The sequence below is a fragment of the Roseovarius sp. B08 genome (assembly GCF_051417955.1).
Classification (GTDB): domain Bacteria; phylum Pseudomonadota; class Alphaproteobacteria; order Rhodobacterales; family Rhodobacteraceae; genus Roseovarius.
On the sequence record NZ_JBPRLW010000001.1, the window covers coordinates 3,645,021 to 3,670,999 of the forward strand.

Here is a 25,979-nt window from a genome sequence, read left to right on the forward strand (position 1 = left end):
TTCATCGAAGAGCGTAGATCGCGGCGCATGTATACCATTGCCGCGCTCTATCATTTTACCCGGTTCGACGACCCCGCCGCGATTCAGGGTCCCCTGCTCGCGCTGTGCGAGGCGGAACGGATATCGGGCTCGCTATTGCTGGCGCATGAGGGTATCAACGGCACCATCGCCGGGCCTCGTGCGGGGATCGACGCGGTGATAACCCACATTCGCGCGCTTCCGGGGTGTGACGACCTGGAATGGAAGGAAAGCACCGCCGCGTCGCAACCCTTCCGTCGACTCAAGGTCCGGCTGAAAAAAGAAATCGTCACGATGGGTCAACCCGATGTCGATCCGCTGGCAAAAACCGGACACTACGTCGGCCCGGCCGACTGGAACGACCTGATCCAATCTTCAGACGTTGCCGTCATAGACACCCGCAACGATTACGAGGTGGCCATTGGAACGTTCCAAGGCGCCATCAATCCAAAGACCGAAAGTTTCCGCGACTTCCCCGCGTGGTGGGAGCAGAACAAGCATCGTTTCGCGGGCAGGCGGATCGCGATGTTCTGTACAGGCGGCATCCGTTGCGAGAAATCCACGAACTACCTGCTGGGGCAGGGTGTAGAAGACGTCTACCACCTCAAGGGCGGGATCCTGAAATACCTCGAGGAGGTCGCGCTCGAGGACAGCAAATGGAAGGGCGAGTGTTTCGTCTTCGACGGGCGCGTCTCGGTGGGCCACGGCCTTCGGGAAGGACCGCACCTGCTCTGCCACGCCTGCCGCCGCCCGATCTTGCCCGAGGACACGCAGCGCCCCGAATACGAACAGGGCGTTGCCTGCCACCTTTGTGCAGCCGAGACCAGCGAGGCCGACAAGAACCGCTTCCGCGAACGCCAGAAACAAATGGCCCTGGCCGAGGCCCGTGGCACCCGCCACATCAAGATCGTACACGAGGACGATGCTTGACCGGCTACGCCCCCTCGGACAGGCTCACCGCAACATAGCAAAGCGACCCCCATGACGGACACTCCGACCCCCACCGATATCGCGCGCGACGTGCTGACCATCGAACGCGATGCGCTCGACCTGATGCGCGATACCCTGCCAGAGGCATTCAATGCTGTGGTCGAGTGCCTGCTCAGGGTGCCGGGCCGCGTCATCGTTTCGGGCATGGGCAAGTCCGGCCACGTGGCCGCCAAGATCGCCGCCACCTTCGCCTCCACCGGCACGCCCGCGCAATACGTTCACCCGGGTGAGGCCAGCCACGGCGATCTGGGCATGGTCACGCGGCAGGACGCGGTGATCCTGATCTCGAATTCCGGCGAGACCCGCGAACTGGCCGATATCATCGCCCATTGTGCCCGCTTTTCCATACAGCTGGTTGCGCTCACCAAGAAGCCCGATAGTGCGCTTGCGCGGCAGGCCGACCACGTCCTGACCCTGCCCGACGCGCCAGAGGCTTGCGGCATCGGCATGGCCCCCACCACCTCGACCACCTGCGCCATGGCGATGGGCGATGCGCTGGCCGTCGCCATGATGAAACTGCGTGGATTCGAGCGGGAAAACTTCCTCGCCTTCCACCCCGGCGGCACGCTGGGCGCGCAGTTGCTGAAGGTCTCGGCAGTGATGCACACCGGCGACGAACTCCCCCTCGTGACCGAAGACACCCCGATGGGCGAGGCCTTGGTGGAAATGACCCGCAAAAGCTTCGGCGTCGCCGCCGTGGTCTCGGGGGATAATCTCGTCGGCATCGTCACCGATGGCGACTTGCGCCGCAACATGGACGGACTGATGACACGCACCGCCGGCGAAGTCGCGACGAAATCGCCTCTTGTTACCGCGCCGGATACGCTCCTGGTGGAAGCACTTGGCGTGATGAATGCCAACAAGCGGACGGTGCTGCTCGTGACCGATACCGAAAACCGCCTTGTGGGCCTCGTCCACATTCACGACGCCCTGCGCGCCGGCGTCGCCTGAGAAAATTCGTACGAATTTTCTCAGGTCAGATTATTCGCAGAATAATCTGGGGCGCGCCCTCAGGACCCCGTCACGGCGTCAAGTGCCGCGCGCAGAAGATCCCATTGATCGGCCAGCGGATAATGGTGATTGCCGATGAAAAGCCCATTGGTGTCGACCTCGTCGGCGTCGCGCAGAGAGCCGTGGATCACGTGATCCATATGCTTTGTGACGACCTCGTTCTTGGCGAAATTCCCCGCCACGATGGGCCGGCATTCCACACCCTGTTGGCCCAGGGAGGCAATCAGATCGGCGCGTGAGAACCCGGCATCGGGCTGCACCACCATCGAAAAGCCGAACCAGCTCGATTGGCCGATCTCACGCTGGATGCGGATCTGCGGATAGCCTTGCATCAATCCACGGAATGCCTCGGCATTCTTGCGCCGCTCGCCGACGATCATCGGCAGCTTCGCGATCTGCTCCTGACCGATCGCCCCGCTCATCTCCAGCGGGCGCAGGTTATAGCCCGGCAGCACGAACCTGAAGCTTTCCTCGAACGAATCGTCGCTCTTCTCGCCGGTCACGTGGTTGAACTTGGGCAAATGCCGGGTCCAGCCGTGGCTTCGGACCGACAACATGATGTGATACAGTTCCTCGTCATCGGTCACCACCAGCCCGCCTTCCATCGTGGCAATGTGATGCGAGAAGAACGACGAATAGGTGCCAGCGATCCCGAAGGTGCCCGCCTGCCGACCCCGGAACGTGGCGCCCAGGCTTTCGCAATTGTCCTCCATCACCACGATGTCGCGGTCGGCGACAATGGCCTCGATCCGGTCGAAATCGTTGGGATTGCCTAGCAGGTTCACCACCATGATCGCCCTGGTCTCGGGGCCGATGGCATCCTCAAGCGCCTCAAGGTCGTAGTTCAGCGTATCGGCGTCGATATCCACGAACTTGAGCCGCAGACCGTACTGGTGCAGCGGATAGTATGTCGTCGACCAACTAACCGCAGGCACGATCACCTCTGCCCCCGCGGGCAGGTCGATCTTGGAATGGTACCGCAACGCCGCCACCATAAGCAGGTTCGCCGACGAGCCCGAGTTCACCATCACCGCGTGGGCGGATCCCATCGCCGCCGCGAATTGCTCCTCGAACGTCTTCACCTCCGGACCCATCGAGAACATGCCCGACTGCACCACCCGGTCGATGGCCGCGTACTCCTTTTCGTCCCAGCTGGTCGTCGCCAGCGGGAAACCCTTGGCATCGCTCATGCCGTCCCCCGTTCCACCAGGTGCTGAAAATGCGCGTAGGTTTGCGCGATCCCGTCCGTCAGCGAGGTACGCGCCTGCCAGCCAAACGCCTTTTGCGCGCTCACGTCCAGCAGCTTCTGCTTCATGCCGGTGGGCCGGGTCAGGTCATGCACGAATGCGCCGTCCCATCCGATCACGCGGGCGGCTTCGGCGTAATATTCATTGATCGAATAGTCATATCCCAAACCGATATTCATCCGCTCCGGCAGCGCGTCGAACCGCTCGACCGCCGCCCAGATCCCATCCGCCAGATCGCCCGAGAACATGAACTCGCGCCGCGCAGTCCCATCGCCCCAGATCTCCACGGTTTCCGCGCGGCTTTCCTTCGCCTCGTGCAGCTTGCGTATAATCGCCGGCACGAGGTGAGAGACCTTCGGGTCGAACTTGTCGTTCAGCCCATACAGATTGCACGGGATCAAGGTCTTGTACGCCAGGTCGTCGCGTTCATGGCTGACAAAGGCACAAAGCCGCGCCACCGCGACCTTGGCTAGCCCGTACCCTTCGTTCGTCGGCTCAAGTTCGCCCTTGCCAAGGATGTCCTCGCGGAGCGGGTTGCGCGCGTCATGCGGGTACATGCAGCTCGAGCCGAGGTTCAGCAGGCGCGGCACGCCGGCTTCCCTTGCGGCCATCACGACGTTAAACCCCATATCCATGTTCTCGGTCAGGAACGCCGCCGGGTTGGCCATGTTGGCCTGAATCCCGCCCACGCGGCCCGCCGAGTGGATGATGATGTCCGGCGCGGTCTCGCCAACGAAAGTCATCACTGCAGCCCGGTCCGTCAGGTCCAGCTCGGCGCTGGTAGGCGCCACGATCCGATGCGCCGCAGCCCGCGGATGGTCCTGGATGGCGCGGCCCACCATGCCGCGCCCGCCGGTCAGCAGTACCTTCATCCCTGCTCCTGCGCCCGCTTCTGCGCCGCTGCTTCCTCGAAATCCGACAGCGCCATCTCCTCGACCAGCGTCTCGAACGGCGTCTCCGGGGTCCAGCCCAGCTGTTGCCGCGCCTTGCTGGCGTCGCCCAGAAGTGTCTCCACCTCGGCAGGCCGGAAATAGGCCGGATCGACCCGCACGATCACGCGGCCGGTTTCGTCACGACCCACCTCGTCGACTCCCTCGCCTTCAAAGGTGACGGTCATGCCCAAAACGTCAGCCGCGCGTTTCACGAACTCGCGGACCGAATACTGCTGTCCCGTGGCGATCACGTAATCCTCGGGTTTGTCCTGCTGCAACATCAGGTGCATCATCTTGACGTAATCCCGCGCGTGGCCCCAGTCTCGCAGCGCGTCCATGTTGCCCAGCCGCAGGTCCTTTTGCGTGCCCAGCTTGATCCGCGCCAGCGCCCGCGTGATCTTGCGCGTGACGAAGGTCTCGCCACGAATGGGGCTCTCGTGATTAAAGAGGATGCCGTTGCAGGCATAGATGTCATAGGCCTCGCGGTAGTTCACCGTGATCCAGTAGGCATAGAGCTTGGCGACCGCGTAGGGGCTGCGCGGGTAGAACGGCGTCGTCTCGCGCTGCGGGGTCTCTTGCACCAGCCCGTAAAGCTCGGAGGTCGACGCCTGGTAGAACCGTGTCTTGTCGCCCAGCCCAAGGAACCTGATCGCCTCCAGCAGGCGCAGCGCGCCCATCGCATCTGAATTAGCGGTGTATTCCGGCTCTTCGAAGGAGACCGCCACGTGGCTTTGCGCGGCAAGGTTATAAACTTCGTCCGGGCGCACCGCCTGAAGGATTCGGGTCAGCGACGAGCTGTCGGTCATGTCTCCGTGATGCAGTTGAAACTGGCCAGTCCGCCCCGGCTCGCCCTCGAACAGATGGTCGATCCGCGCCGTGTTGAACAGCGATGTGCGCCGCTTGATCCCGTGCACCTCGTAGCCTTCGGCCAGCAGGTGCTCCGACAAATACGCCCCGTCCTGTCCCGTCACGCCTGTAATCAGTGCTGTCTTCATGGGCCTGGCCCCCGCAATCCTGTCTTTCGCATGTCCGTAATGCCTCGCGCGGAAAATGAACAGGCCCAAGCCGCCGGGCGTTTTCGGAATTTGCGCAAATTCCGGAATAGAAAATGCGCATTTTCTATCCCATTTTCCGCGCGGAGAATGCCCCCGCTCAGATGCAGCGCCCGCCATCCACCTCCATGCAGACGCCGGTGATCATGCTCGCCTCGTCGCTGCACAGGAAAGCCGCGGCATTGCCCAAGTCCTCGGGCGTCGAAAACCGCCCCAACGGGATCGTGCTCAGGAACTTGGCGCGCATCTCGGGCGTGTCTTCGCCCATGAAAGACTTCAACAGCGGCGTCTCGCCCGCCACCGGATTCAGCGCATTGACCCTTATGCCTTCGGGTGCCAGCTCGACCGCCAATGCCTTGGTCGCCGTGATCATCCAGCCTTTCGATGCGTTGTACCAGTTGAGATTCGGTCGTGGGCTGACCCCGGCGGTCGAGGCGACGTTCAGGAACACGCCTGATCCCCGCGCCTTCATCCCCGGCACGAAGTTCTGTGCCGCAAGGTAGACCGACTTGCAGTTGACCGCGAACACCCGGTCGAACTCTTCCTCGGCGACATCTTCGGCGGGCTGCGGCAGATGCGTGATTCCGGCATTGTTCACCACGATGTCGGGCAGGCCGAACGTCATTTCGGCCGCCAGGGTCAGTGCTTTCATGCTGGCCCCTTCCGACACGTCGACCGGGCAGGCCGCCGCGCCCAGTTTCTCGGCCAAGGCCATTGCGTCAGGACCGTTCAGGTCGGCGATCATCACCTGTGCTCCCTCGGCGATGAACTTGCGCACGATCCCTGCGCCAAAGCCGCTTGCACCGCCGGTCACCACTGCCGTCTTTCCCTGCAACCGCATCTTCAATCTCCTTCCCGCCTTTCGGCACATGGCACTCTGCCATGGCTTGCGGCGCAAGCCCTGTCTGCCGGATCACACCGGACGCGGCACACTCCAGCCTATGTTTCCGATCCCCGCCAATCGGGCGAAACGGACCAGTTCGAGCTCCAGCTTGGCCAGCCGCTTCGCCGTCCACTTCACCCGCGGCTCGGGCCAGAACCCGGTCACCTGCATCCAGCCTGCCGCACGGTCGGCCCTCAGCTCAAGTCGCCCGATGAACCGGTCCCCCTCCAGCAGCGGATAGACGTAGTACCCCCAGATGCGCTGGTCCTTCGGCACGAACATCTCGTTGCGATAAGCAAAGCCGAACAGTCGCTCCAGCCGAGCCCGGTCGCGGATCGCCGGGTCGAACGGGTTCAAAAGCCGCAGATGCGACGACACGCTCTCGGCCGTTGCCAGCCTCTCCTCGATGTCGGCCGCGCCCCAGGCCTGCCGCCAGATGCCGTCCGCGCCCTGCACTTCCAGCGGCACCAGGTCGCGGCGTTGCGACCACGCCTTCGCCTCCGGGGCAGTCATCGCCTCCCAGAACCGCTGCACCTCGCCCACCGTCGCCATCCCCAGCCGGTCGAGCGCCGCATCGCACAGCCAGTCGGCGGCCACGTCCTCGCCCGGACACTGGCGCAGCGCTTCGGGAAACACCCGTTCGCCCAGGTCATAGAACTTCACGAAGTTCTCGCGGTGACAGGTCGCCAGTTCGCCGCCGTACCACATCTGGTCCAACGCCTTCTTGTGCGGCGGCCGCGCCCACATTTCACGGCTTTCCGCCTTGGTATCGAACGCATGGGTCGACAGCGGCCCCTCTCGCGCGATGCGCTCGCGGATGCGCCGCACCTCCTCCTGCCCCAGCCCTGAGCGGTACCAGTCCGCCCGCGAGACCTTTTCCCCAAGTCGCCGGAACTGCCGCTGCCAGTAGGGCAAGACCTCCATCGGGATCAAAGAGGCGTCATGCGTGAAATGCTCGAACAACTGGCCGTTCTTCAAGAGCGGCCACAACTGTCGCTCGCGATAGTTGCAGTTGCGGCTCCACAGGATGTGGTGATGCGCACGCGTCACGTTGCGGATCGTGTCGATCTGCACGAACCCCAGGCGCCTGATCGTACCCATGACGTCCACCGGCCCGCCAGGCGCAGCGCCCAGCCCGTTGGCATGCAGCCACAGCCGCCTCGCGGCCCGGTTTCCGATCCGCAGCGCCGATGTCACGGCCGGCTCATGTACACCAGCGTGTCGCGCAGCGCGCGGCCCTCGAACTGGAGAACCGTGTTCATGAACAGCCGTCCGATAGCGCAGGCCTCGGTGTTGCTGGCCTGGCCGAGATTCATCATCGCAACCATCAAGTCCGGGGCACGGTCGGTGGCCTGAATACTTCGCGTCATGCTGGCCTGAATGCGGTCCTCGACCCGCTGGGTGGCCGCGTCGCTCAGCATGACCGGCTGGCGCCGCGCCCCGATCCGGGCTGCCTTGGCCTGGATCCCGTAATATTTCTGCAACGCGTCGGTGTTCAGCCGCGCCGCCACGCGCGAGGTCAGTTCGGCAAATCGCGCCGGACGCATCCGGTTGCTCACGGCCATGCCGCATTGCCGAATAGTCAGCGTCTCCATGATCTTGCGCTCGACGGTGTAATAGAATTTCAGATCCCGCGTCGGCAGATGACCCAGCCCGCGCTCGATCAAAGGCCACATCAGCCCGTCCGAAACCCGCACGGCAGTCGGGTCCTCGAATGCGGCAATCACCTGGTCGGCCACGTGTCCCGCAATCACCGGGTCACGGTAGAGAAGTTCCGCCTGCGCCACTGCCAACTCGAGGTTCTCGCCGCTGAATCCCAGCAGGCGCAAATCCTCGCGGATGGGCGCGATATCGGGCAACTGCCCCAACAGACGGATCACCTCCTGCCGCTCGGATTGCGTGGCCTTTTCCTGGGCCATGACAAGCCCCGTGCCGGCCAGCACAAGCCAGGCTATAACGGCAAGTAAGCGCAAGGGGTGTCTCCTATCCTGGGCGGCAGGGGTGAGCGGGACATGCCACCGTCACGTCCGGCCACCGTACTTATTCTCCGCCGGTTTGAAAGCCCCTTCCGGTCCCGATGCCCCGAAATGCCGCGCCAGCGCCGCGTGCGCGCCCGACCTACATGACGCAATTGGCCCCGATTTCAGCAACTTGACGCCCTGGGCTTCCACGCTGGATTCGGTTTCACATACCTGTTAGGTCATCTCGCACGAAGCCAATGCCGGAGCGTCCCATGAGCGCCACAGCCCGCAAATCCGCCCCCCTTCCCGACGATATCCGCGCCATGAAAGGCGGCACGCCCATCGTTTCGTTGACGGCCTATACCACGCCCATGGCGCAACTGATGGATGCCCATTGCGACTTCGTACTGGTGGGGGATAGCGTCGGGATGGTCCTGCACGGCATGCAGAACACGCTCGCCGTGACCATGGAGATGATGATCATGCACGGCCGGGCCGTGGGCCGCGGGCTTGAATCCGCGATGCTGGTCGTCGACATGCCCTTCGGCTCCTACGAGGAAAACCCCGCACAGGCCTTCCGCAACGCATCGCGCATCATGGCGGAAACGGGCTGCGCCGCGGTCAAGCTTGAAGGGGGCGTGCACATGGCCGACACGCTCGCCTTTCTGGTCGCACGTGGCGTGCCGGTCATGGCGCATATCGGCCTGACGCCGCAATCGATCAACACGCTTGGCGGCTACAAGGTGCAGGGCCGCGACGCCGGTGCCGGCCAAGTCCTGCGCGATGCCCGCGCGGTGGCTGATGCCGGCGCCTTTTCGGTGGTTCTGGAAAAGCTGCCGGCAAGTCTCTCGGACGAAATTACAGAGGAAATCGCGATTCCGACCATCGGCATCGGCGCTTCGGCAGGCTGCGATGGCCAGATCCTCGTGCATTACGACATGCTGGGGCTCTTTACTGCCTTCAAGCCGAAATTCGTCAAGCGCTACGCCAACCTGGGCGAAGACGCCGAACAGGCCATCGCCACATATGCCGAAGAGGTCCGCGCCCGCGCCTTTCCGGCCGAGGAGCATATGTTCGCGGACAAGGCGCCGGTAAAATGACGGCGCCGATCCTGCGGCAACTTGACGAGCTTCGCACCACCACCGCGCCCTGGCTGCGGGCCGGCGCCCGCATCGGTGTGGTCCCCACCATGGGCGCGCTGCATGACGGGCACCTGTCGCTGGTGGCGGCGGCGAAAAAGGCTTGCGACCACGTCATCGTGACGATTTTCGTGAACCCCAGGCAGTTCAACAACCCCGAGGATCTGGCCAATTATCCCCGCACCGAGACCGAGGACGCCGGCAAACTCGCCCGCTTCGATGTCGACGCGCTTTGGGTGCCGGACGCCGACCAGGTCTATCCGGACGGCTTCGCCACCACCGTGTCGGTCTCCGGGCTGACCGACGTGATGGACGGCGCCTATCGCCCCGGCCATTTCGACGGGGTTGCCACCGTGGTGACCAAGCTGTTCACCCAGACCTCCGCCACCGATGCGTTCTTTGGCGAGAAGGACTTTCAGCAGCTCCTCATCGTGCGCCGCCTCGCCGCCGACCTCAATCTCGGCGTCACCGTGCATGGCTGCCCCACGATCCGCGACATCGACGGGCTGGCGCTCAGTTCGCGCAACCTTCTGCTGTCGGACCGGGCCCGCACCATGGCTCCGCGCCTGCACGATGAAATGGAAGAAATCGCCGCAGCGCTGTCGCGCGGTGAGGACTTCGAGCCGCTGCGCGAGGCCGCCATTGCCCGCCTGCTCACGGCCGGCTTCACGCAAGTCGATTACCTCGACCTGCGTGCCCAGTCGGATCTGCGCAGTGTCCAGGACACCGCCCAGCCTGCGCGCCTTTTCGCCGCCGCGCACCTCGCCGGTGTGCGGCTCATCGACAACATTGCGGTCTGATCCACCGCACACAGACCACCCTAATCGCGTGACTTGCGCACACCGACAGGGGCTGGGACGCGACGCCGCTCAAAATTCGTTGGGATTTCCATCCAGGATCGTGCCTGTGCCGTCCGACACGTCGCCGTTCATCCAGCTGACCCCCTCTCCGTCCAGCGACACGCCCCAGCAGTTCTCGCCCTCGCCGTAATCGAAGCACATCTTGTCATCCGACACCCGCCAGTTACCGGTGTAGTCGGCCCCACGGATCGTGCCATCGGTATCGTAGAACTCGGTGTAGGCCGTGCCATCGGACATGTCGCCCTGAACGGTATTGCCGGATATCGCCGACGTGATTTCATCGCCGGTCGCAAGCTCGCCCGCCGCAAGCGGGCCCGCTGCAAGTGCCGCCACCGCGGCCAGAACGTAACGTTTCATGAGTGTCCTCCTGTTAAGTTCCACTGTCGAACTGCGCCGAACATTTGGGAAATCAAGGGATCGCGCCGCACCGTCCCGCGCGGCGTGGGGTTTTCACGCGCCTTACGCCTGCAGCAAACGGTGCAATGCCAGCGCCATCACTTGCGCGCTTTCCACCATGTCATCGATCCCGACATATTCATCCGGCTTGTGCGCCAGGTCCAGGATGCCCGGTCCGTAGGCAATGCAGTTCTTCAGCCGCCCGATCCGATCGATATGCTTCTGATCGTAGGTGCCGGGGCTGACCACATACTGCGCCTCGCGCCCGAAAACCGTTTGGACCGCGCCCGCAACCGCCCCCACGACCGGCGCGTTCCGCTCGGTCATGGTGGGCTCGACGCTGTGAATGCCCTTGATCGTATAGTCGAACCCGGCCCGACCCGCGCGCACCCGTTCCAGCACATCGCGCACCTCCTGTTCGACCTCGCCGATATCCTCCTCGATCAGGAATCGACGGTCGATCACCATTCGGCACCTGTCGGGCACGCAGGGGCTGGGCAGGCCGGTATAATCCATGTCCTGCTCCGGCTCGCCGCCATGGATCGAGTTGATGTTCAGAGTCGACTGCTTTGCGCCCTCCGGCACCACCGGCATGTCCGTGCGCTTCTGCGCCAGGGCCGGGAACAGGGTTTTTTCCATCTCGGCCACGACCGCCCCCATGTGCCGCACGGCGCAATCGCCAAGGAACGGCATCGAGCCATGGGCAATCTCGCCCAACGTCTCGATTTCGGCCCACCATACGCCGCGATGGCCCAGACAGATGCGGTCCTTGTTCAGCGGCTCGGGTATGATCACGTGCTGAACCCGCTCGGGGCTGAAATACCCCTTCCCGGCCAGGTAGGCGACGCCACCGAACCCGCCCGATTCCTCGTCAGCCGTGCCGCTTATCTTGATGGCACCGGCATATTCGGGGCAAACCGCAATGAAGGCCTCGGCGGCGACGATGCTGGCCGCCAGTCCGCCTTTCATGTCACAGGCGCCCCGGCCATAGACGCGGCCCTCCTTTACTTCTCCGCCGAACGGATCGACGGTCCAGCCGCGGCCCACCTCGACCACGTCGATATGGCTGTTGAAATGCACGCATTGTCCCGGGCCGCTGCCCTCGCGCCGCGCCACGATGTTCCAGCGCGGATGCCGGTCGCTGTCGCCCACTGCACCTTCGGCGCGCACAAGTTCGGTGTGGAAACCCGCCTTCAGCAACCGCCGATCCAGCAGATCACAGATTTCGCGGTAGTGCGCTCCCGGCGGGTTCAGCGTCGGGATACGGATCAATGACTGGGTCAGCGCCACCAAGTCCTCGCGCCGCGCCGTCACCTCCGCCATCAATCTTGCGGTGATGTCCGGGCTCATGCCACCGTCCCGCAGCGCTGGTTCCCGATGTCTATCCAGCCGGCAAGCCTGTCACCCCGCCTCACTTCAAACCGGCGCAGGACACCGGCACGCGATATCTTCGACTGAATCCGCATCGTTCCCGCTCGCTTTGTTCGCCGCCTTGGCACAGCCTAACAGCGCCTCGGCGAATTGAAAGCGCTCACGCCGCCGCCAGCAATCGCCGCACGACGGAGGGCAGACCGCCGAACATGCCGAACCGCGCGTCATGGGGCAGGTCCTCGGCCGGGGTTCTGCGATACCCTTGGGTATAAAGCACAAAGGGAACCTCGGCTCGCGCGGCGGTTTCGGCATCGACCTCGCTGTCGCCGACATACACGGTTCTGGCCGCCCCGACCCGCGAGATGACTTCGCGCAGCGGCGCGGGGTCGGGTTTGCGCTTTGCCAGCGTATCGCCCCCGACCACCACGGCAAAATACGGGTCCATTCCGAGATGCGCCAGCACCGCGGCGGTCGGGCCTTCCGGCTTGTTGGTGCAGATCGCCAGGGTCAATCCCTCAGCCGCCAGCGCATCGAGGCAGGCCATCACCCCCGGATAGGGTCGCGTCAGGTGCACCGCTTGTTCGTATAGGTCGAGGAATTCGTCCAGAACCTGCGCCTCGAGCGCCGCATCTCCGGCAAGGCCCCTTGCCGACAGGCACCGTTCCACAAAGACCTCCGCGCCATGGCCGACAAAGCCACGCACCTCGGCAAGCGTGAACGGCGCGATCCCGTGGCGCTCCAGCACGGTGTTGGCGGCGGCATGAATGTCCGGCGCGCTGTCGATCAGCGTCCCGTCCAGATCGAAAACGACCGCTCCGTTCATGAGCACTGTTTCAGCCGCATCTTCATGAGTCGGCCAGCGTCATGTCCCCGAACCCGGCACCGGGAATACCCGGCCGCGTCCGGATCAGCCGCGAGTCCGCGACGGCCGCTTGCCGATGCCGCACCGCCTTGCGGTACTCGGGGTCGCGCAACATGCCCACAAAGGCCGCGATACTGGGGTACTCGGCGATGAACGCGATGTCCCATGACTGCTCTGCCGGGCCAATCAGCATCAGCTCCGGCTGTCCCGCCCAGACGATCAGCCCGCCGAGGTCGCGCAGGATCGGCGCGCTCTCCCGTCCGTAGGCTGCATAGGCTTCGGCCCCCGTGGCCTGCGTGCCGTCCTCGTAGGCTGCATCCTGCCGCAACCGGATCAGGTTCAGCATGTGCACCGGGCCCGGTCGCTCCATCTCTCGGAACCGCGCAAAACGCTCTTTGGTGGGGTCGACATGGCCGGTCATCCGCGCCCTCCTTTTGGCCGCCACCCTGCCCGGTGCGGCCACGAAAGAAAAGCGCTGTTGAACCTCGGCAACTCCCTAGCCGACCCATGCCCATCAACCCGAAAGGAGCAGTTTCGATGAAACGCTTTCTCACGCTGACTTTCCTTGCCGTCACCACCACCGTCCCCGCCGCCTTCGCGGAAGAGGGCACCATCGTTCTTCGCGACCTTACCTCCGATATCGTCCCCACCGTCGCGCGCGCCGGCGCCGACCGCGATTTCGACGGCAACGGCCCGATCATGACGCTCGGCACCGAACTCACCATCGGCAGGGGCGGCCGCGCGGTCTTTGCCTCGGTGATCTTTTCGGCCCGCGAGGACGGTGGCGACGGCACCGCCACCTCGATCCGCACCGCGCCCACCGAGGTCTGGCGCTGGCAACCCTCCGACGGTGCCCGCTTCGTCAGTCGCATCATCACCGATCCTATCGTCACCACGCGCCTGCGGCCCGTCCCCGGCTGCGCGCCCATCGGCTGTGCCACAATCGGCCCCGCCGAGGATGGCGGCCTGATCCTGATACAGCGCAACCTGCCGGGCTATCTCGATGCCGTAACCTATCTCAGCGACACGACGGGCGACGACATATCGACCGACCAGAACCCCCACGGCGACACGTCGATCCGCAACATCAGCTTCGACCCGATCGTGGTGGAGTTCTCCAGCCAACTCGGCGGCTGATCCATCGTCCGGCCTCCGCTGGCCCGCGTCCCTTTCGATACGGTCCGGGCGGGCGGAGCCGGTTCACCCTTTCAGAACTTCCTCCACCCAAAGCGGCACTACCTCGCTGGCCGGTCCGCGGCGGTGCTCCTCAAAGTCGCGCGAAGCGGTGGAGACCTCCAGGTTCAGCTCCACCGTATGTGCACCCATCCGCCGTGCATGCTGGCCATAGGCCGCGGCGGGATACACGTTTCCGGAGGTCCCGATGGCGGCAAAGATATCCGCCTCGGCCAGCGCCGGGTCGATCTGGTCCATGCCATAGGGAATCTCGCCGAACCAGACAACGTCGGGCCGTGTCTGACAGGCTCCGCAGGCGGGGCAAGCATCCTCGACCCGCATCTCGTCCGGCGCCGGCCACCGGTGGTCGCAGACATGGCACAGCGCCCGGTCCAACTGCCCGTGCATGTGCAGAACGTTGCGGCTTCCGGCGGCCTCGTGCAGACCGTCGACGTTCTGTGTGATCACCAGCACATCGCCGTCATGCTCGGCCTCCAGCCGCGCCAGGGCCTGGTGGGCCGGGTTAGGCCGCGCGTCGGCGGCTTGCGACCGTCGCGCATTGTAGAATGCCTGCACCAGCGCGGGATTGCGGACAAACCCCTCGGGCGTCGCCACGTCCTCGATCCGGTGCTGCGCCCAGAGCCCGTCCTCGTCCCGGAACGTGCCCAGGCCGCTTTCGGCGGAGATCCCCGCCCCTGTCAGGATCACGATTTTGCTCATGGGTATTTGCCACCTCCGCGCCGGATGCCATGGTTCGGCTCATATATCTCCTTCAAACGTTTTGGAAACGATTCGCCCCCAGCGATCCACCAACACTGCGCCATGGTCCACGGTCGCCCCTCGCAGATTATTCGTACGAATACTCGCCAGCCTCGGTCATAGTTTCGCCTTTCCCGAAATTCCCTTTCCGGCCTTGGAAAAACAGTCCGTCGAACGGGTCGCGCCCCTTGCCTGATCACCGCGATCGGCGCAATCGGGATAGCGACAGGAGATTTGCCATGCCCCTTACCTATCTCAAGACCGCCCCCGGCCAGCCGCCTCAAACCGCGGCAGACATCGCGGACACCGTTCAGGTCATGCTTGCCCGACTACGGGCCGGCGGTGCGCAGACCGCCTTGGAATATGCCCGCCAACTGGATGGATGGACCGATGAGATCGTGGTGCCCACTGCCACCGTCGAGGCCGCCATTGTCCGCGTCCCGCAGGAGTTGAAAGATCATATCCGCTGGGCCCACGACAACATCTCGCGCTTCGCCGCCGCGCAACGCGCCACAGCCCAGGACATGCAGATCGAGCTGCGCCCCGGTCTGATCGCCGGCCAGCGCCAGATCCCTGTGCAGGCGGCGGGCTGCTACGTCCCCGGCGGGCGCTACACCCATATCGCCTCGGCGCTCATGTCGATCGCCACCGCGCGCGAGGCGGGCGTGCCCGACATCACCGCCTGCTCTCCGCCGAGTGGCGAGAAGGGCATCCCCGACGCGATGCTCTACGCCATGCACCTCGCCGGCGCCACGCGTATCCTGTGCATCGGCGGGGTGCAGGGCATCGCCGCCATGGCATTCGGCATGTTCGGGGCGCCCGCCGCGGATATCCTCGTCGGTCCCGGCAACGCGTATGTCGCCGAGGCCAAGCGCCAGCTCTTCGGCCCCATTGGCATCGACATGTTCGCAGGCCCCACTGACAGCCTCGTGCTGGCCGACCACACCGCCGACCCCGAGGTCGTCGCCGTCGATCTGGTCAGCCAGGCCGAGCATGGCGCAAACAGCCCCGTCTGGCTTGCCTCCACCGACCGCATGCTTGCCGACACGGTCCTGGCCCGCGTGCCCGAGTTGATCGAGGCGCTTCCAGACCCAAACCGCGCCGCCGCCATACAGGCCTGGACCGACCTGGCCGAAATCGTTCTTTGCGACACGCCCGAGCAAATGGCGCAATATGCCGACGCCAAGGCCCCCGAACACCTTCAGGTCATGGCCGAAGACCTCGACTGGTGGCGTGAACGGCTCACAGCCTACGGCTCGCTTTTCCTGGGCGAGAACACCACCGTCAGCTTTGGCGACAAGGCGTCGGGGCCTAACCACGTGCTCCCCACATCAGGTTCGGCCCGATATACCGGCGGTCTTTCAGTGCACAAATTCCTAAAGACCGTCACTTGGCAGACGGTCTCGGACGAGGCCGTGTCCGACCTTGCCCGCGCCACTGCAGCCCTCAGCCGCGCCGAGCGGATGGAGGGCCACGCGCTGGCCGCCGATATCCGGCTGGACAAACTGGCCGGACCTGCCAAACTCACCGCGAATTCCGAAGGATAAGACCAAATGAACCTCGCCAAGTTTCCCCGCGTGCGCCTTGCGCATCTTGCCACTCCGCTCGAACACATGCCGCGCCTTTCCGAGGCATTGGGCGGCCCCGAGATCTGGATCAAGCGGGACGACTGCACAGGTCTTTCGACAGGCGGCAACAAGACCCGCAAGCTGGAATTCCTGATGGCCGAGGCGCAGGAAGAGGGCGCCGAAATGGTCATGACCCAAGGTGCCACCCAGTCGAACCACGCCCGCCAGACCGCGGCCGCGGCGGCCAAGCTGGGCCTTGCCTGTCACATCCTGCTCGAGGATCGGACCGGCTACAATTACGACAACTACAAGTATAACGGCAACGTCCTGCTCGATCACCTGCATGGCGCCACTATGGAACATCGCGGCCCTGACCTCGACATGAACGCCGAGATGGAAGCCGTGGCCGACAAGTTCCGCGAAGAGGGTAAGAAGGTCTACACCATACCCGGCGGCGGCTCCAACGCCACCGGTGCGCTTGGCTACGTCAACTGCGCCTTCGAGATGCTGAACCAGTTCGTTACCACCGGCCTGAATGTCGATCATATCGTTCACGCCACCGGCTCGGCCGGAACGCAAGCCGGCCTGATCACCGGTCTCAAGGCGATGAACGCGCAGATCCCGCTGCTGGGTATCGGCGTCCGCGCGCCCAAGACCAAGCAGGAGGAAAATGTCTACAACCTCGCCGTAAAGACCGCCGAGAAACTGGGCTGCCCCGGCGTCGTCGCGCGCGAGGACGTGGTCGCAAACACCGATTACGTCGGCCCCGGCTATGGCATCCCCGCCGAGGACACGCTGGAGGCGATCGACCTTTTCGCTAAAACCGAGGCGATCCTGCTGGACCCAGTTTACTCGGCCAAGGGCGCCGCGGGCCTCATCGATCTCTGCCGCAAGGGCCATTTCAAGAAAGGTGAGCGCGTCGTCTTCCTACATACCGGCGGTGCCATCGGCCTCACCGGGTATAGCCATTGTTTCGACGTGCCGAAGTAGCCGCGCGATGAAGCCGGTCGGAATCCTGGGCGGGATGGGACCAGAGGCCACCATCCTGCTCATGCAGAAGGTCCTCGACGCCGTGCCCGCGCAGGACGATGCTGATCACATCCCCCTGATCGTGCACCAGAATTCGCAGGTTCCGTCACGGATCAAAGCCTTGATGGAAGGCCGCGGCGCCGACCCTATGCCGGTCCTCATCTCCATGGCGCAGGACCTCGAGCGCGCCGGTGCCCAGGCGCTTGCCATGCCCTGCAACACCGCGCACCACTACGCCGTCGCGGTGACCCACGCTACCAGCCTGCCGTTTCTCGACATGATCAATCTGACGGCCCAGCACCTCGCGACGGCGGGCGCCAAAACGGTCGGCATGCTCGCGTCCCCGGCCACGCGCAAGACCGGCGTGTTCGAGTCGGCCTTCGCAGCGCATGACCTCGTGCCCCTGTGGGCCGAGGAGGAAGGCGTGCTTCTCTCCATCATTCGCGCCGTCAAGGCGGGCGAAGCGCTCGACACCCTTACTCCACGGCTGGGCCATATCGCCGCCCGCATGACGGCAGAGGGTGCGGATCACCTGCTGATCGCCTGCACGGAACTCTCTTTGATGGCCCACTCCCTGCCCCCCGGCACACCGAACACGGACAGCCTCGACTGCCTCGTCAAGGCAATCGTCGATTTCGCACGGGCCTGATGATCGCATCGCGACCACTTGCGCGAAATGTATATACAATGTATCACTCGAAACGATACATTCAAACCGACCACTCACGGAGCATGAACATGACCGACCTCACCCGCGTCACTGGCATCGGCCCCGGCCTCGCCGCGCAGTTGACCGCCGCCGGGTTGCCCGATGCCGAGGCGCTCGCCAAGGCGCAACCTGCCGATATCCTGACCATTCGCGGCATCGGTGCAGGTACCGCGCCGGTTCTCATTGCCCGGGCCAGGCACCTGACGGCGCCCACGCCCGCGCCAAGCACTCCTGCCACGCCGGCCAGCCAAAAGACGTCCACACCGGCTCCGGCAGCGAAAACGGATGCGCGGCCGAGTGCCGGAAAGAAGAAAAGCGCCAGGAAAGCCGGCAAGAAAAAAGAGAAAAAAGCCGAGGAGACCCCGCGAAGGCCGAGTTAGCCAAGGCGGAGAAGGCGGCTGAAAAAATCGAGGCCAAGGCAAAAAAAGCAGCCAAAAAGGCCGAAAAGAAAGCGGCGAAAGCCGACGACAAGGCCAAGAACAAGTCCGGCAAGACTAAGGCCAAGGCGAAAAAGAGCGCCGCAAAACTGAAAACCGAGGCCAAGGCGATCAAGAAGAAAGCCGCCAAGAAAGCGAACAAGGTCCGGAAAAAGGCGCGGAAAGCGAGCAGGTAATCACACGGCCCCCCGTGTGAAAGTTCGTACGAATATTCACACAGTCCCACACTATAGCCGCTGCGGCATCGCGGTTGCGGCCCACCGGGCCGGATTGGGATGTCCAAGGCGATCCGCGACGCACCTCCTGCACGATCAGCGGTTGCGATAGACGAAGACCAGCTTTTCCGGCCGGCCACCCGGCGGGCGCGGGAAAGGCGCGGCGCTTCGGACCTGAGCCTGGGCTGCGCTGCGAATTCCGGACGCACCCGAACTATCGAGAATGCGGATCCAGCCCAGCGTACCGTCCGGGTTGATCTGGAAATAGACCCGCGCCATGCCCTTGGCCTGGTTGTCGACGCGCGGACCGCGGTTAAGCTGCATCAGAACGCGCCCGGCATAGTTCGTGGTGCCCGCATTGCCCTGCCCGCCCGAGCCGCCAAAATCGCCCGGACTGGCATTGCCGATGCGCCCCAGGGCGGTCAGATCGGTGCCGTCGCGCTTGTAGGCTGTGAGGGGCGACTCGTAGCTGGGCGCGCGGCTGGCCTGCGCCGTGGGCTCCTCCGGCACGCCAAGCTGTTCGGCAGTGGGCCGGGACGAGGGCGGCCGCAACGAGCGGGTTACGGCCGACGCCGCAAGGTCCGGCTCTTCGGCCGCGATAACGGTGTCGGGCGCGTCCGGCGTAGGGGCCAGCGCCGCCTCGTCGGTCTCCGGCGTGACCGCCTCGGGCTCGGGCGGCGTCTCGGTCTCGGCGGTCTCCTCGGCAGGGCCCGGCGCGGCATCCTGTGCGCCCTCCGGCGGTTGCGGCGTGGTCTCTGGTGCATCGGGCGCGATCATGGCGATGTCCGACGTGCTGCTGTCCTCGCCGCTGTCCTCGGCCGCCTCCTCGGCCACGGGCCCGGCTCCCTCATCAGGGCTTCCGGTTTCGCCCGCGGGACCGTCGGGAGAGATAACGTTCTCGGGGTTGTCGGAGGCCACCATAGCCTGGCTTGTCGGCATCTCATCCGGTTGAAGCGCATCAGGCGGCTGGGGCGCCTCTGCCGGCTCCGGCGCTGGCGGCTCCGGGAGCGGTTCGACGAGATCCTCGAAATTGCGTCCCGTGTCGGGCGGTAGCGGCGCCTCCTGCGTCACTGGCGGCGCCTCGGGCGCTTCCAGAACCTGCCGCCAACCAAAGCCCGCGACGTGCAGGGAAAGCGATACCAGGATCGCCGCCATGGCCACGGGAAGGGAACGTCTTATCATACGAAGGCTCGTTCGGTCATCGGGCGTCCGGTCCGGCAGCTCACCATGCGGCCGCACCGGGCAGCGTCACCCGGGAAACTAGGCAATTCAGCGACAGGAACAAGCGTTACGGCTCCTCAAGGCACCGGGGACCACCCCACATTGGGGTGACCTTACGCCACGCGGTGCCAGCGCGAAACTACGCCCTACGCTATCGTGAACTTAGCGACGTCGAAGGCATTCGCGCCATGCCTCAGGCGCGGTTTTTTTCCAACGCGTTGCGCAATTCCTCGGCTTCGTGCCGTGCCTCGCGCAGCCCGTCCATCGTTGCCGACAGTTCCGCCTCGGTCTGGCTCAGCTGGTTGGTAAGTTCCGCCTCGCGCTGTTGCAGGTAGGTGATCGCCTGGTCGCGGGTTTCCTCCGCCTCGTGCAGTTCCTGCGCCATGCGTTCCAGCTCTCCCACATCCGACCCCGATACCCGGATGAACCGATGGACCAGCCAGTTCGCGAACCAACCCATGCAGAACGCCACGAACAGAACGATCGCCGTGGCTATGATAAATTCAGTTCTGTTCATCCGTCCCAGATTCCTGCTCGGCGTCCCCACCCGCCGCACCGGTCTCGTTTAGCGCTTCTTGTTCCAACGCTTCAAGCGTTGTTTGTTCTTCTTCGATCGGTTCCGGACGGATGACGCGGAATTCGATCCGGCGGTTGGCCTCGCGGCCTTCCTCGCTGTCGTTGTCGGCGATTGGGTCGCTCTCGCCATACCCCTTGGCCCGGATGGCCGAGGTCAGAACCCGCCGCGACCGCAATTCGTTGAGAACCGATTGCGCCCGCGCCTGGCTCAGCTGCTGGTTCATCACCTCGCGGCCCTGACTGTCGGTGTGTCCCTGGATCTCCATGCGGATCTCGCCGCAGGCTTTCAGAATATTCGCGATACGGTCCATGATCTCGGCACCGTTGGCATCGACATCTGTCTCGCCCGGCTCGAAGGTGATCTTGCTGTCGGCCTGCACCTCGGCGATCTGTGCCTCGCATTCTTCCGGTGTGGGCTTGCTCGCCACAGGGTCCAGTTCCTCTCGGTAGGCGACGTCGATGTCGAACTCCGCCGCCTCGCCAAGCTTGGCCGCGAACATCGCCGATATTTCCGCGCTCGCCGCCTCTCGCCCGGTCAGGCCCGACACGGTGATGGCCCCCGGCCCCACCGTCACGGCGCCGTTGGACAGGTAGGCCAGCGCCTCTAGCCCTGTCAGCACCCGCACCGTCCAATCCGCCGGCAGGTTCTCGGCCACCCGCGCCGTGGTGCTGACCACGTCCGAGCTGAACTTGGCCTTGGCGAAACTGTCGACCATCTCCCGCGCCTGTGCACTCTCGACGCGGCCGCGAATCTGCACCAGCCCCTCGGGCGACAACGTGGCGACAAACTCCGGCGGCGCCTCCTCGGCCGCATCTATTGGCTTGGGCAGCACGGCCTTCAGCGCGAAGACATCCGGCAGGCTCGTCTCCAGACGCCCGATCACCGTGTCGTAGAGCTTCTCGTCCGTCCCCTCGGCGGCGACCAGCGCGATATCGGCATCCGAAAAGGTAACGCTGCCGCCGCCCAGCTCTCCCAGCGCGCCGATCGCCAGTTCCGCCGCGCGGCCCCATTGCGGGGATGGCACACCCAGCGCCAGCGTGCACTGCGCCTTCTGCTGCAAGCCGGCCTGGCCGGCGGCGGCCAGGATACGGTCTTTCGCGGCTTCGGTATCGGCAGCGCAAGCGTCAAAGCTACCGACGCCATCCTCCAGCAGATAGCGCAGCGTGAAAGGCGTGATTACCGGCCGCGGTGCCGATATGTCCAGCGACAGGCGCACACCGTCGGGCACTCGCCGCGCCAGCTGGGTCTCCAGGTTGCGCTTGTGCTCGTCACTGTCGGCCATGGCCACGACGCTGACCCGCCGCGCCTCGACCGAAATCTTGGTGCGTGGCATCCGCTCCAGGATACCTACGGCATAGTCCAATGATGCTTCCCACGTTTCGGGATAAGGATAATCGGCGGTTTCCAGAAGGTCTGTCACCTCCTTGCCCGGCGCGTTCTCGGACACGTCCTCGATTAGTTGCTCGCGGTCGGTCGCCGCCGGGATCAGCCCGATCAGCGACAGCCCGCTGTCATTGCTCAGGATCTCGACCGAGAACCGAGGCGGCGCGATATCGGCACTGTCGGCCACCAGCATCTGGTCGATGATCCGCGCCGATTCCACCACGCTCCCCGCGATCGACAGCGCCCGGAACCGGGTTGCCTCGGACGGCGCGGTGCCTGCAAGGAAGACCTGCAGACCGTCTGCGTCCACTTCCGCCCACGTCATGCCGCGTTCGTCCAGCGTGTCCCGCACGGCATTGCGCGAACCTTCCTCGATCACCTGCACCGAGAATCGCGCCGCGAACAGGCACAGCACGAAGGCCAGGAAGAACGTACCAAGTATGGCGAAAATGGAAGAAAGGCGCATGAACCGTTGGCTCGCCGTTGTTTACCACCCGGCCTATTTATGCCCCACGGTCCCCGAGTGCAATCAAACGAACAAGGCTGCGGCGAAAAACGGCAGGGGTAGCAGGCCCGCATCCCGGTTCGACCGGAAGAGCCGCAACAATGTGGGATCGTCCTGCATGTCGAACTGCCTGAGTTGCCAGAACATGTGCCAGCCGAATGCCCACGGACCGATCAGTGCCACCAGCACGGCCAGCGCCGAGCCGCCCGCCGCCGCACCGATCACAGCGAAGGCCATCAGGCTGACAGACCCGATCAGGAACCGCTGAAGCCAGAACGGCGTGCGCTCCGCGAACAGCCTGGCGGTGGATTTTACGCCGATCAGCGCGTCGTCCTCGGCGTCCTGCTGGGCATAGATCGTGTCGTAGAACAGCGTCCAGCCGATCCCGGCGAGGTAAAGGACAACCGCCGGCCATTCCAGCCGACCGCTATGCGCCGTCCACGCCAGCAGCGCACCCCAGTTGAACGCGAGGCCAAGAAAGATCTGCGGCCACCACGTGAACCGCTTGGCAAAGGGATAGATGCACACCGGCGCCAGCGAAATGATCCCAAGGGTGATCGCCGCCATGTTGAAGGTCAAAAGGATGCAGAACGCCACCAGCGCCTGCGCCACCAGCCAAGCCAGCGCCTGCATCACGCTCACCTGCCCCGAGGGGATGGGCCGCGACGCGGTGCGCGAAACGGACCCGTCGATATGCCGGTCGGTGATATCGTTCCACGTGCACCCAGCGCCCCGCATCAGGAACGCGCCAATCCCGCAGCCCGCGAATATCCACAGGTCGTGCCAGGTGGCGCGCCCGTCATGCAGCATCGACAAGAGCAGTCCCCACCAGCACGGCAACAGCAGCAGCCACGTCCCGATCGGCCGGTCCGCCCGGCTCAGCCGCAGATAGGGCCGGCTCCACGCCGGGGCCGATCGATCCACCCAGTTGCCCTTGACCGCATCGGCCACCTCTCCGGTCGCATCTGGCGTCTGGTTCGGTCCGGTCATATGTTGGCCCCATGTCGACTGCAAAGATCAGGCTTTATGTAGTGCACCCCCTCGGGGAAGGGCAAACGGTTCCTCTGGATCGCGATCAGGCGCATTATCTTTTCGGGGTCATGCGGCAAGGCGCGGGCGACGCCGTCCTGCTCTTCAATGGGCACGACGGAGAGTGGCGCGCCACCGTGGCCGAGGCGGGCAAGCGCAAAGGCCTGCTGAACGTCGAGCGCCAGACCCGCCCTCAGCAAGACCCGCCCGACCTCTGGCTTCTCTTTGCCCCGATCAAGAAGGCCCGCACCGACTTCATCGTCGAGAAAGCCGCCGAGATGGGCGCCGCCCGCATCCTGCCCGTTCAGACCGATTTCACCAATTCCGAACGCATCCGGCAGGACCGCCTTCAAGCCCACGCCGTCGAGGCCGCCGAGCAATGCGGCGGCACATATGTTCCCGAAGTGACGAATCTGCAAAAGCTCGACCGCCTGCTTGCCGACTGGCCCGAGGGCCGCCAACTGATGTTCTGCGACGAAGCCCTCGCCAGACCAGGCGAGGCCGGCCGCAAGGACGGACAAGCGGCGCCTTGGGCGATTCTCATAGGCCCCGAAGGCGGTTTTTCAGATGCCGAGCGCGTACGCCTCCACGACCTGCCTTTCACTCATGCCGCGTCGCTCGGCCCCCGCATCCTGCGCGCCGACACCGCCGCCGTGGCCGCCATGACCGTCTGGCAGCAGCGCTTCGGGGACTGGGCATGAGCTTCATCCGCCCCGAAGCCGCTCAAAGCCTCTCCCGCTGGCGCGAGGTTCTGATCGGCGCGACCGTCATCCTCATCGGAATCTGGTGGTCGCTGGGGTTTATCGGCATCCTCTCTTGGGTCGGCTACATCCTGTTGCCGGTCGGGGCCGCACTTGCGTTCATCGGCCTGCAACGCGCCCGCTTCCGCCGCGCCAGCGGCGGGCCCGGCATCGTGCAGGTGGACGAGGGCCGCGTCACCTATTTCGGACCGCTCACCGGCGGCACCGTCGACCTGGCCGAGATGTCCCGCCTCACGCTTGACCACGCCGCCAAGCCCGCGCATTGGGGCCTGCACCAACCCGGCCAGCCTGCCCTCATGATCCCGGTAACGGCAGAAGGGGCCGATATGCTGTTCGACGCTTTCGCGACGCTGCCGGGCCTGCGCGTGCAAAAAATGCTCGCGGCGCTCTCGTCACAAGACCGCGAAACCGTCACCGTCTGGTCAACCTACTCCAATCGGCTGCATTGACACCCCCGTCCATTCGGGCCAAGCCTCTCTTCCAAGTTCGCGCGCAACGCAGGAAAAGTCTTCATGTCCATCCCCCAATCCGGCGGCGGCCCGGTGGAGTCCGAGGTCCAACTGGCAGGTTATCTCGAAAGCGGCTGCAAGCCGCGCGACGCGTGGCGCATCGGCACCGAGCACGAGAAATTCGGCTATTGCAAGGATACGCTCAGGCCCATTCCCTATGACGGCGAGCGCAGCGTCCGCGCCGTGCTCGAAGGGCTGCGCGACAAGCACGGCTGGTCGCCGATCATGGAAGGCGACAACCTCATCGGCCTGGAAAAGGACGGTGCCAATGTCAGCCTTGAACCCGGCGGCCAGCTTGAACTCTCAGGCGCTCCCGTAGAGACGATCCACCACACCTGCGACGAGGTGAACGTACACCTGGCCGAGGTCAAGGACGTGGCCGACAAGGTCGGGGTCGGCTTCATCGGCCTTGGCGCCGCCCCGATCTGGCGGCACGAAGACATGCCGATGATGCCCAAAGGCCGCTACAAGCTCATGGACGCCTACATGCAGAAGGTCGGCACGATGGGCCAGACCATGATGCGCCGCACCTGCACCGTTCAGGTCAATCTCGATTTCGCGTCCGAGGCCGACATGGTGCAGAAACTGCGCGTGGCGCTCGCGCTGCAACCCGTCGCCACCGCGCTTTTTGCCAATTCGCCCTTCCTCGACGGTCGGCCCAACCGCCACAAATCCTGGCGCTCCCGCGTCTGGCGCGACCTCGACGCCGATCGCACCGGGATGCTGCCCTTCGTCTTCGAGGACGGCTTCGGCTTCGAGCGTTATGCGCAGTACGCCCTCGATGTACCGATGTATTTCGTCTACCGCGACGGGCAGTATATCGATGCGCTTGGCCAGTCCTTCCGCGACTTTCTCAAGGGCGAACTGCCCGCTCTGCCCGGCGAGACGCCCACGCTCAGCGACTGGGCCGACCACCTCACGACCATCTTCCCCGAGGCGCGGATCAAGAAATTCATGGAAATGCGTGGCGCGGATGGCGGCCCGTGGCGGCGGCTCTGCGCCTTGCCCGCCTTCTGGGTGGGCCTGATGTATGACCAGTCCGCACTCGACGCGGCGTGGGACCTGGCCAAGGGCTGGGATGCCGAGACCCGCGAGACCCTACGCGTCGCCGCCAGCGAACAGGCACTCGACGCAAAGGTCGGCAATGTCTTGATGCACGATCTCGCCCGCGAGGTCCTTTCCATAGCACAGTCCGGCCTCAAGGCCCGCGCCCGCCCCGGCGCCGGCGGCATGGTTCCCGACGAGACCCATTTCCTGAACGCGCTCCAGGAAAGCGTAGAGTCCGGCCGCGTGCCCGCCGACGAACTGCTCGACCGCTATCACGGCGCCTGGAACGGCGACCTGACCCAAATCTACGAAGACTTCAGCTACTGAATGATGCG

Annotated in this window: 27 protein-coding genes; 12 read left to right on the forward strand and 15 right to left on the reverse strand. The window is 64.7% G+C overall.

Features of this window, described 5'->3' with window-relative positions:
- Positions 1-27 precede the first annotated feature (27 nt).
- Both trhO and ACSQ76_RS18520 read left to right on the forward strand, forming a co-directional pair.
- On the forward strand, positions 28-948 hold the full coding sequence (trhO, locus tag ACSQ76_RS18515) for an oxygen-dependent tRNA uridine(34) hydroxylase TrhO (protein WP_437157705.1): 921 nt from the start codon (positions 28-30) through the stop codon (positions 946-948).
- 51 nt (positions 949-999) lie between these two features.
- Complete coding sequence (locus tag ACSQ76_RS18520) at positions 1,000-1,959, forward strand: KpsF/GutQ family sugar-phosphate isomerase (RefSeq protein ID WP_437157706.1); 960 nt, start codon at positions 1,000-1,002, stop codon at positions 1,957-1,959.
- Positions 1,960-2,018: 59 nt separating this feature from the next.
- Here the strand turns inward: ACSQ76_RS18520 and ACSQ76_RS18525 are convergent, their stop codons facing one another.
- The 6 genes from ACSQ76_RS18525 to ACSQ76_RS18550 form a co-directional block, all read right to left on the reverse strand.
- The gene (locus tag ACSQ76_RS18525; RefSeq protein ID WP_437157707.1) at positions 2,019-3,209 is read right to left on the reverse strand and encodes a DegT/DnrJ/EryC1/StrS family aminotransferase; all 1,191 of its coding nucleotides are present in this window, start codon (positions 3,207-3,209) and stop codon (positions 2,019-2,021) included.
- The gene (locus tag ACSQ76_RS18530) at positions 3,206-4,138 is read right to left on the reverse strand and encodes a GDP-L-fucose synthase family protein (RefSeq protein WP_437157708.1); all 933 of its coding nucleotides are present in this window, start codon (positions 4,136-4,138) and stop codon (positions 3,206-3,208) included. Before ACSQ76_RS18530 ends, ACSQ76_RS18525 begins: the two co-directional genes overlap by 4 nt.
- Complete coding sequence (gmd, locus tag ACSQ76_RS18535) at positions 4,135-5,193, reverse strand: GDP-mannose 4,6-dehydratase (RefSeq protein ID WP_437157709.1); 1,059 nt, start codon at positions 5,191-5,193, stop codon at positions 4,135-4,137. Before gmd ends, ACSQ76_RS18530 begins: the two co-directional genes overlap by 4 nt.
- 157 nt (positions 5,194-5,350) lie before the next feature.
- Positions 5,351-6,091, reverse strand: a complete 741-nt coding sequence (locus ACSQ76_RS18540) for an SDR family oxidoreductase (protein WP_437157710.1) — start codon at positions 6,089-6,091, stop codon at positions 5,351-5,353.
- Positions 6,092-6,163: 72 nt separating this feature from the next.
- Complete coding sequence (locus tag ACSQ76_RS18545; RefSeq protein WP_437157711.1) at positions 6,164-7,330, reverse strand: winged helix-turn-helix domain-containing protein; 1,167 nt, start codon at positions 7,328-7,330, stop codon at positions 6,164-6,166.
- Positions 7,327-8,106 (reverse strand): hypothetical protein, encoded by a 780-nt coding sequence (locus tag ACSQ76_RS18550; RefSeq protein WP_306130774.1) that lies wholly within the window; start codon positions 8,104-8,106, stop codon positions 7,327-7,329. Before ACSQ76_RS18550 ends, ACSQ76_RS18545 begins: the two co-directional genes overlap by 4 nt.
- A 260-nt stretch (positions 8,107-8,366) precedes the next feature.
- Here ACSQ76_RS18550 and panB point away from each other — a divergent pair, with 260 nt between their 5' ends.
- Entirely contained in the window at positions 8,367-9,194 is an 828-nt protein-coding gene (panB, locus tag ACSQ76_RS18555) for a 3-methyl-2-oxobutanoate hydroxymethyltransferase (RefSeq protein WP_437157712.1), read from the forward strand.
- A complete protein-coding gene (gene panC / locus ACSQ76_RS18560) occupies positions 9,191-10,033 on the forward strand; it encodes a pantoate--beta-alanine ligase (RefSeq protein WP_437157713.1) in 843 nt (280 codons plus the stop codon). The genes panB and panC overlap by 4 nt, the downstream gene beginning before the upstream one ends.
- A gap of 69 nt (positions 10,034-10,102) precedes the next feature.
- Here the strand turns inward: panC and ACSQ76_RS18565 are convergent, their stop codons facing one another.
- The 4 genes from ACSQ76_RS18565 to ACSQ76_RS18580 form a co-directional block, all read right to left on the reverse strand.
- A complete protein-coding gene (locus tag ACSQ76_RS18565; protein WP_306130771.1) occupies positions 10,103-10,450 on the reverse strand; it encodes a hypothetical protein in 348 nt (115 codons plus the stop codon).
- Positions 10,451-10,552: 102 nt separating this feature from the next.
- Positions 10,553-11,839, reverse strand: a complete 1,287-nt coding sequence (locus ACSQ76_RS18570; RefSeq protein ID WP_437157714.1) for an acetylornithine deacetylase/succinyl-diaminopimelate desuccinylase family protein — start codon at positions 11,837-11,839, stop codon at positions 10,553-10,555.
- A 181-nt stretch (positions 11,840-12,020) separates the two neighbouring features.
- Positions 12,021-12,683 carry a phosphoglycolate phosphatase gene (gph, locus tag ACSQ76_RS18575; protein ID WP_437157715.1) on the reverse strand — a complete coding sequence of 221 codons (663 nt, stop codon included), beginning with the start codon at positions 12,681-12,683 and terminating at the stop codon, positions 12,021-12,023.
- A 22-nt stretch (positions 12,684-12,705) separates the two neighbouring features.
- The gene (locus ACSQ76_RS18580; RefSeq protein WP_437157716.1) at positions 12,706-13,143 is read right to left on the reverse strand and encodes a DUF1330 domain-containing protein; all 438 of its coding nucleotides are present in this window, start codon (positions 13,141-13,143) and stop codon (positions 12,706-12,708) included.
- 116 nt (positions 13,144-13,259) lie between these two features.
- On the opposite strand from ACSQ76_RS18580, the gene ACSQ76_RS18585 reads away from it, so the two are divergent.
- Positions 13,260-13,859: a hypothetical protein gene (locus ACSQ76_RS18585; protein ID WP_437157717.1), complete on the forward strand. Its 600-nt coding sequence runs from the start codon at positions 13,260-13,262 to the stop codon at positions 13,857-13,859.
- A 63-nt stretch (positions 13,860-13,922) separates the two neighbouring features.
- Here the strand turns inward: ACSQ76_RS18585 and ACSQ76_RS18590 are convergent, their stop codons facing one another.
- Complete coding sequence (locus ACSQ76_RS18590) at positions 13,923-14,615, reverse strand: NAD-dependent deacylase (protein ID WP_306130766.1); 693 nt, start codon at positions 14,613-14,615, stop codon at positions 13,923-13,925.
- A gap of 278 nt (positions 14,616-14,893) precedes the next feature.
- On the opposite strand from ACSQ76_RS18590, the gene hisD reads away from it, so the two are divergent.
- From hisD to ACSQ76_RS18610, 4 genes are all read left to right on the forward strand, one after another.
- A complete protein-coding gene (hisD, locus tag ACSQ76_RS18595; RefSeq protein WP_437157718.1) occupies positions 14,894-16,201 on the forward strand; it encodes a histidinol dehydrogenase in 1,308 nt (435 codons plus the stop codon).
- A gap of 6 nt (positions 16,202-16,207) precedes the next feature.
- Entirely contained in the window at positions 16,208-17,212 is a 1,005-nt protein-coding gene (locus ACSQ76_RS18600; RefSeq protein WP_437157719.1) for a D-cysteine desulfhydrase, read from the forward strand.
- A gap of 7 nt (positions 17,213-17,219) precedes the next feature.
- Complete coding sequence (locus ACSQ76_RS18605; RefSeq protein WP_437157720.1) at positions 17,220-17,900, forward strand: aspartate/glutamate racemase family protein; 681 nt, start codon at positions 17,220-17,222, stop codon at positions 17,898-17,900.
- Between the two features lie 89 nt (positions 17,901-17,989).
- Positions 17,990-18,340 (forward strand): helix-hairpin-helix domain-containing protein, encoded by a 351-nt coding sequence (locus ACSQ76_RS18610; RefSeq protein ID WP_437157721.1) that lies wholly within the window; start codon positions 17,990-17,992, stop codon positions 18,338-18,340.
- Between the two features lie 368 nt (positions 18,341-18,708).
- On the opposite strand, the gene ACSQ76_RS18615 is transcribed toward ACSQ76_RS18610, so the two are convergent.
- From ACSQ76_RS18615 to ubiA, 4 genes are all read right to left on the reverse strand, one after another.
- A complete protein-coding gene (locus tag ACSQ76_RS18615; protein WP_437157722.1) occupies positions 18,709-19,794 on the reverse strand; it encodes a TonB family protein in 1,086 nt (361 codons plus the stop codon).
- A gap of 232 nt (positions 19,795-20,026) precedes the next feature.
- Positions 20,027-20,350 (reverse strand): hypothetical protein, encoded by a 324-nt coding sequence (locus ACSQ76_RS18620; protein ID WP_437157723.1) that lies wholly within the window; start codon positions 20,348-20,350, stop codon positions 20,027-20,029.
- Positions 20,337-22,259, reverse strand: a complete 1,923-nt coding sequence (locus ACSQ76_RS18625; RefSeq protein ID WP_437157724.1) for an OmpA family protein — start codon at positions 22,257-22,259, stop codon at positions 20,337-20,339. The genes ACSQ76_RS18620 and ACSQ76_RS18625 overlap by 14 nt, the downstream gene beginning before the upstream one ends.
- 63 nt (positions 22,260-22,322) lie before the next feature.
- Positions 22,323-23,288 carry a 4-hydroxybenzoate octaprenyltransferase gene (gene ubiA, locus ACSQ76_RS18630; RefSeq protein WP_437157725.1) on the reverse strand — a complete coding sequence of 322 codons (966 nt, stop codon included), beginning with the start codon at positions 23,286-23,288 and terminating at the stop codon, positions 22,323-22,325.
- Positions 23,289-23,299: 11 nt separating this feature from the next.
- On the opposite strand from ubiA, the gene ACSQ76_RS18635 reads away from it, so the two are divergent.
- The 3 genes from ACSQ76_RS18635 (at position 23,300) to ACSQ76_RS18645 (ending at position 25,971) form a co-directional block, all read left to right on the forward strand.
- Positions 23,300-24,028 (forward strand): 16S rRNA (uracil(1498)-N(3))-methyltransferase, encoded by a 729-nt coding sequence (locus tag ACSQ76_RS18635; RefSeq protein WP_437157726.1) that lies wholly within the window; start codon positions 23,300-23,302, stop codon positions 24,026-24,028.
- A complete protein-coding gene (locus ACSQ76_RS18640) occupies positions 24,025-24,537 on the forward strand; it encodes a hypothetical protein (RefSeq protein WP_437157727.1) in 513 nt (170 codons plus the stop codon). The genes ACSQ76_RS18635 and ACSQ76_RS18640 overlap by 4 nt, the downstream gene beginning before the upstream one ends.
- A gap of 63 nt (positions 24,538-24,600) precedes the next feature.
- Complete coding sequence (locus ACSQ76_RS18645; RefSeq protein WP_437157728.1) at positions 24,601-25,971, forward strand: glutamate--cysteine ligase; 1,371 nt, start codon at positions 24,601-24,603, stop codon at positions 25,969-25,971.
- Positions 25,972-25,979 lie beyond the last annotated feature (8 nt).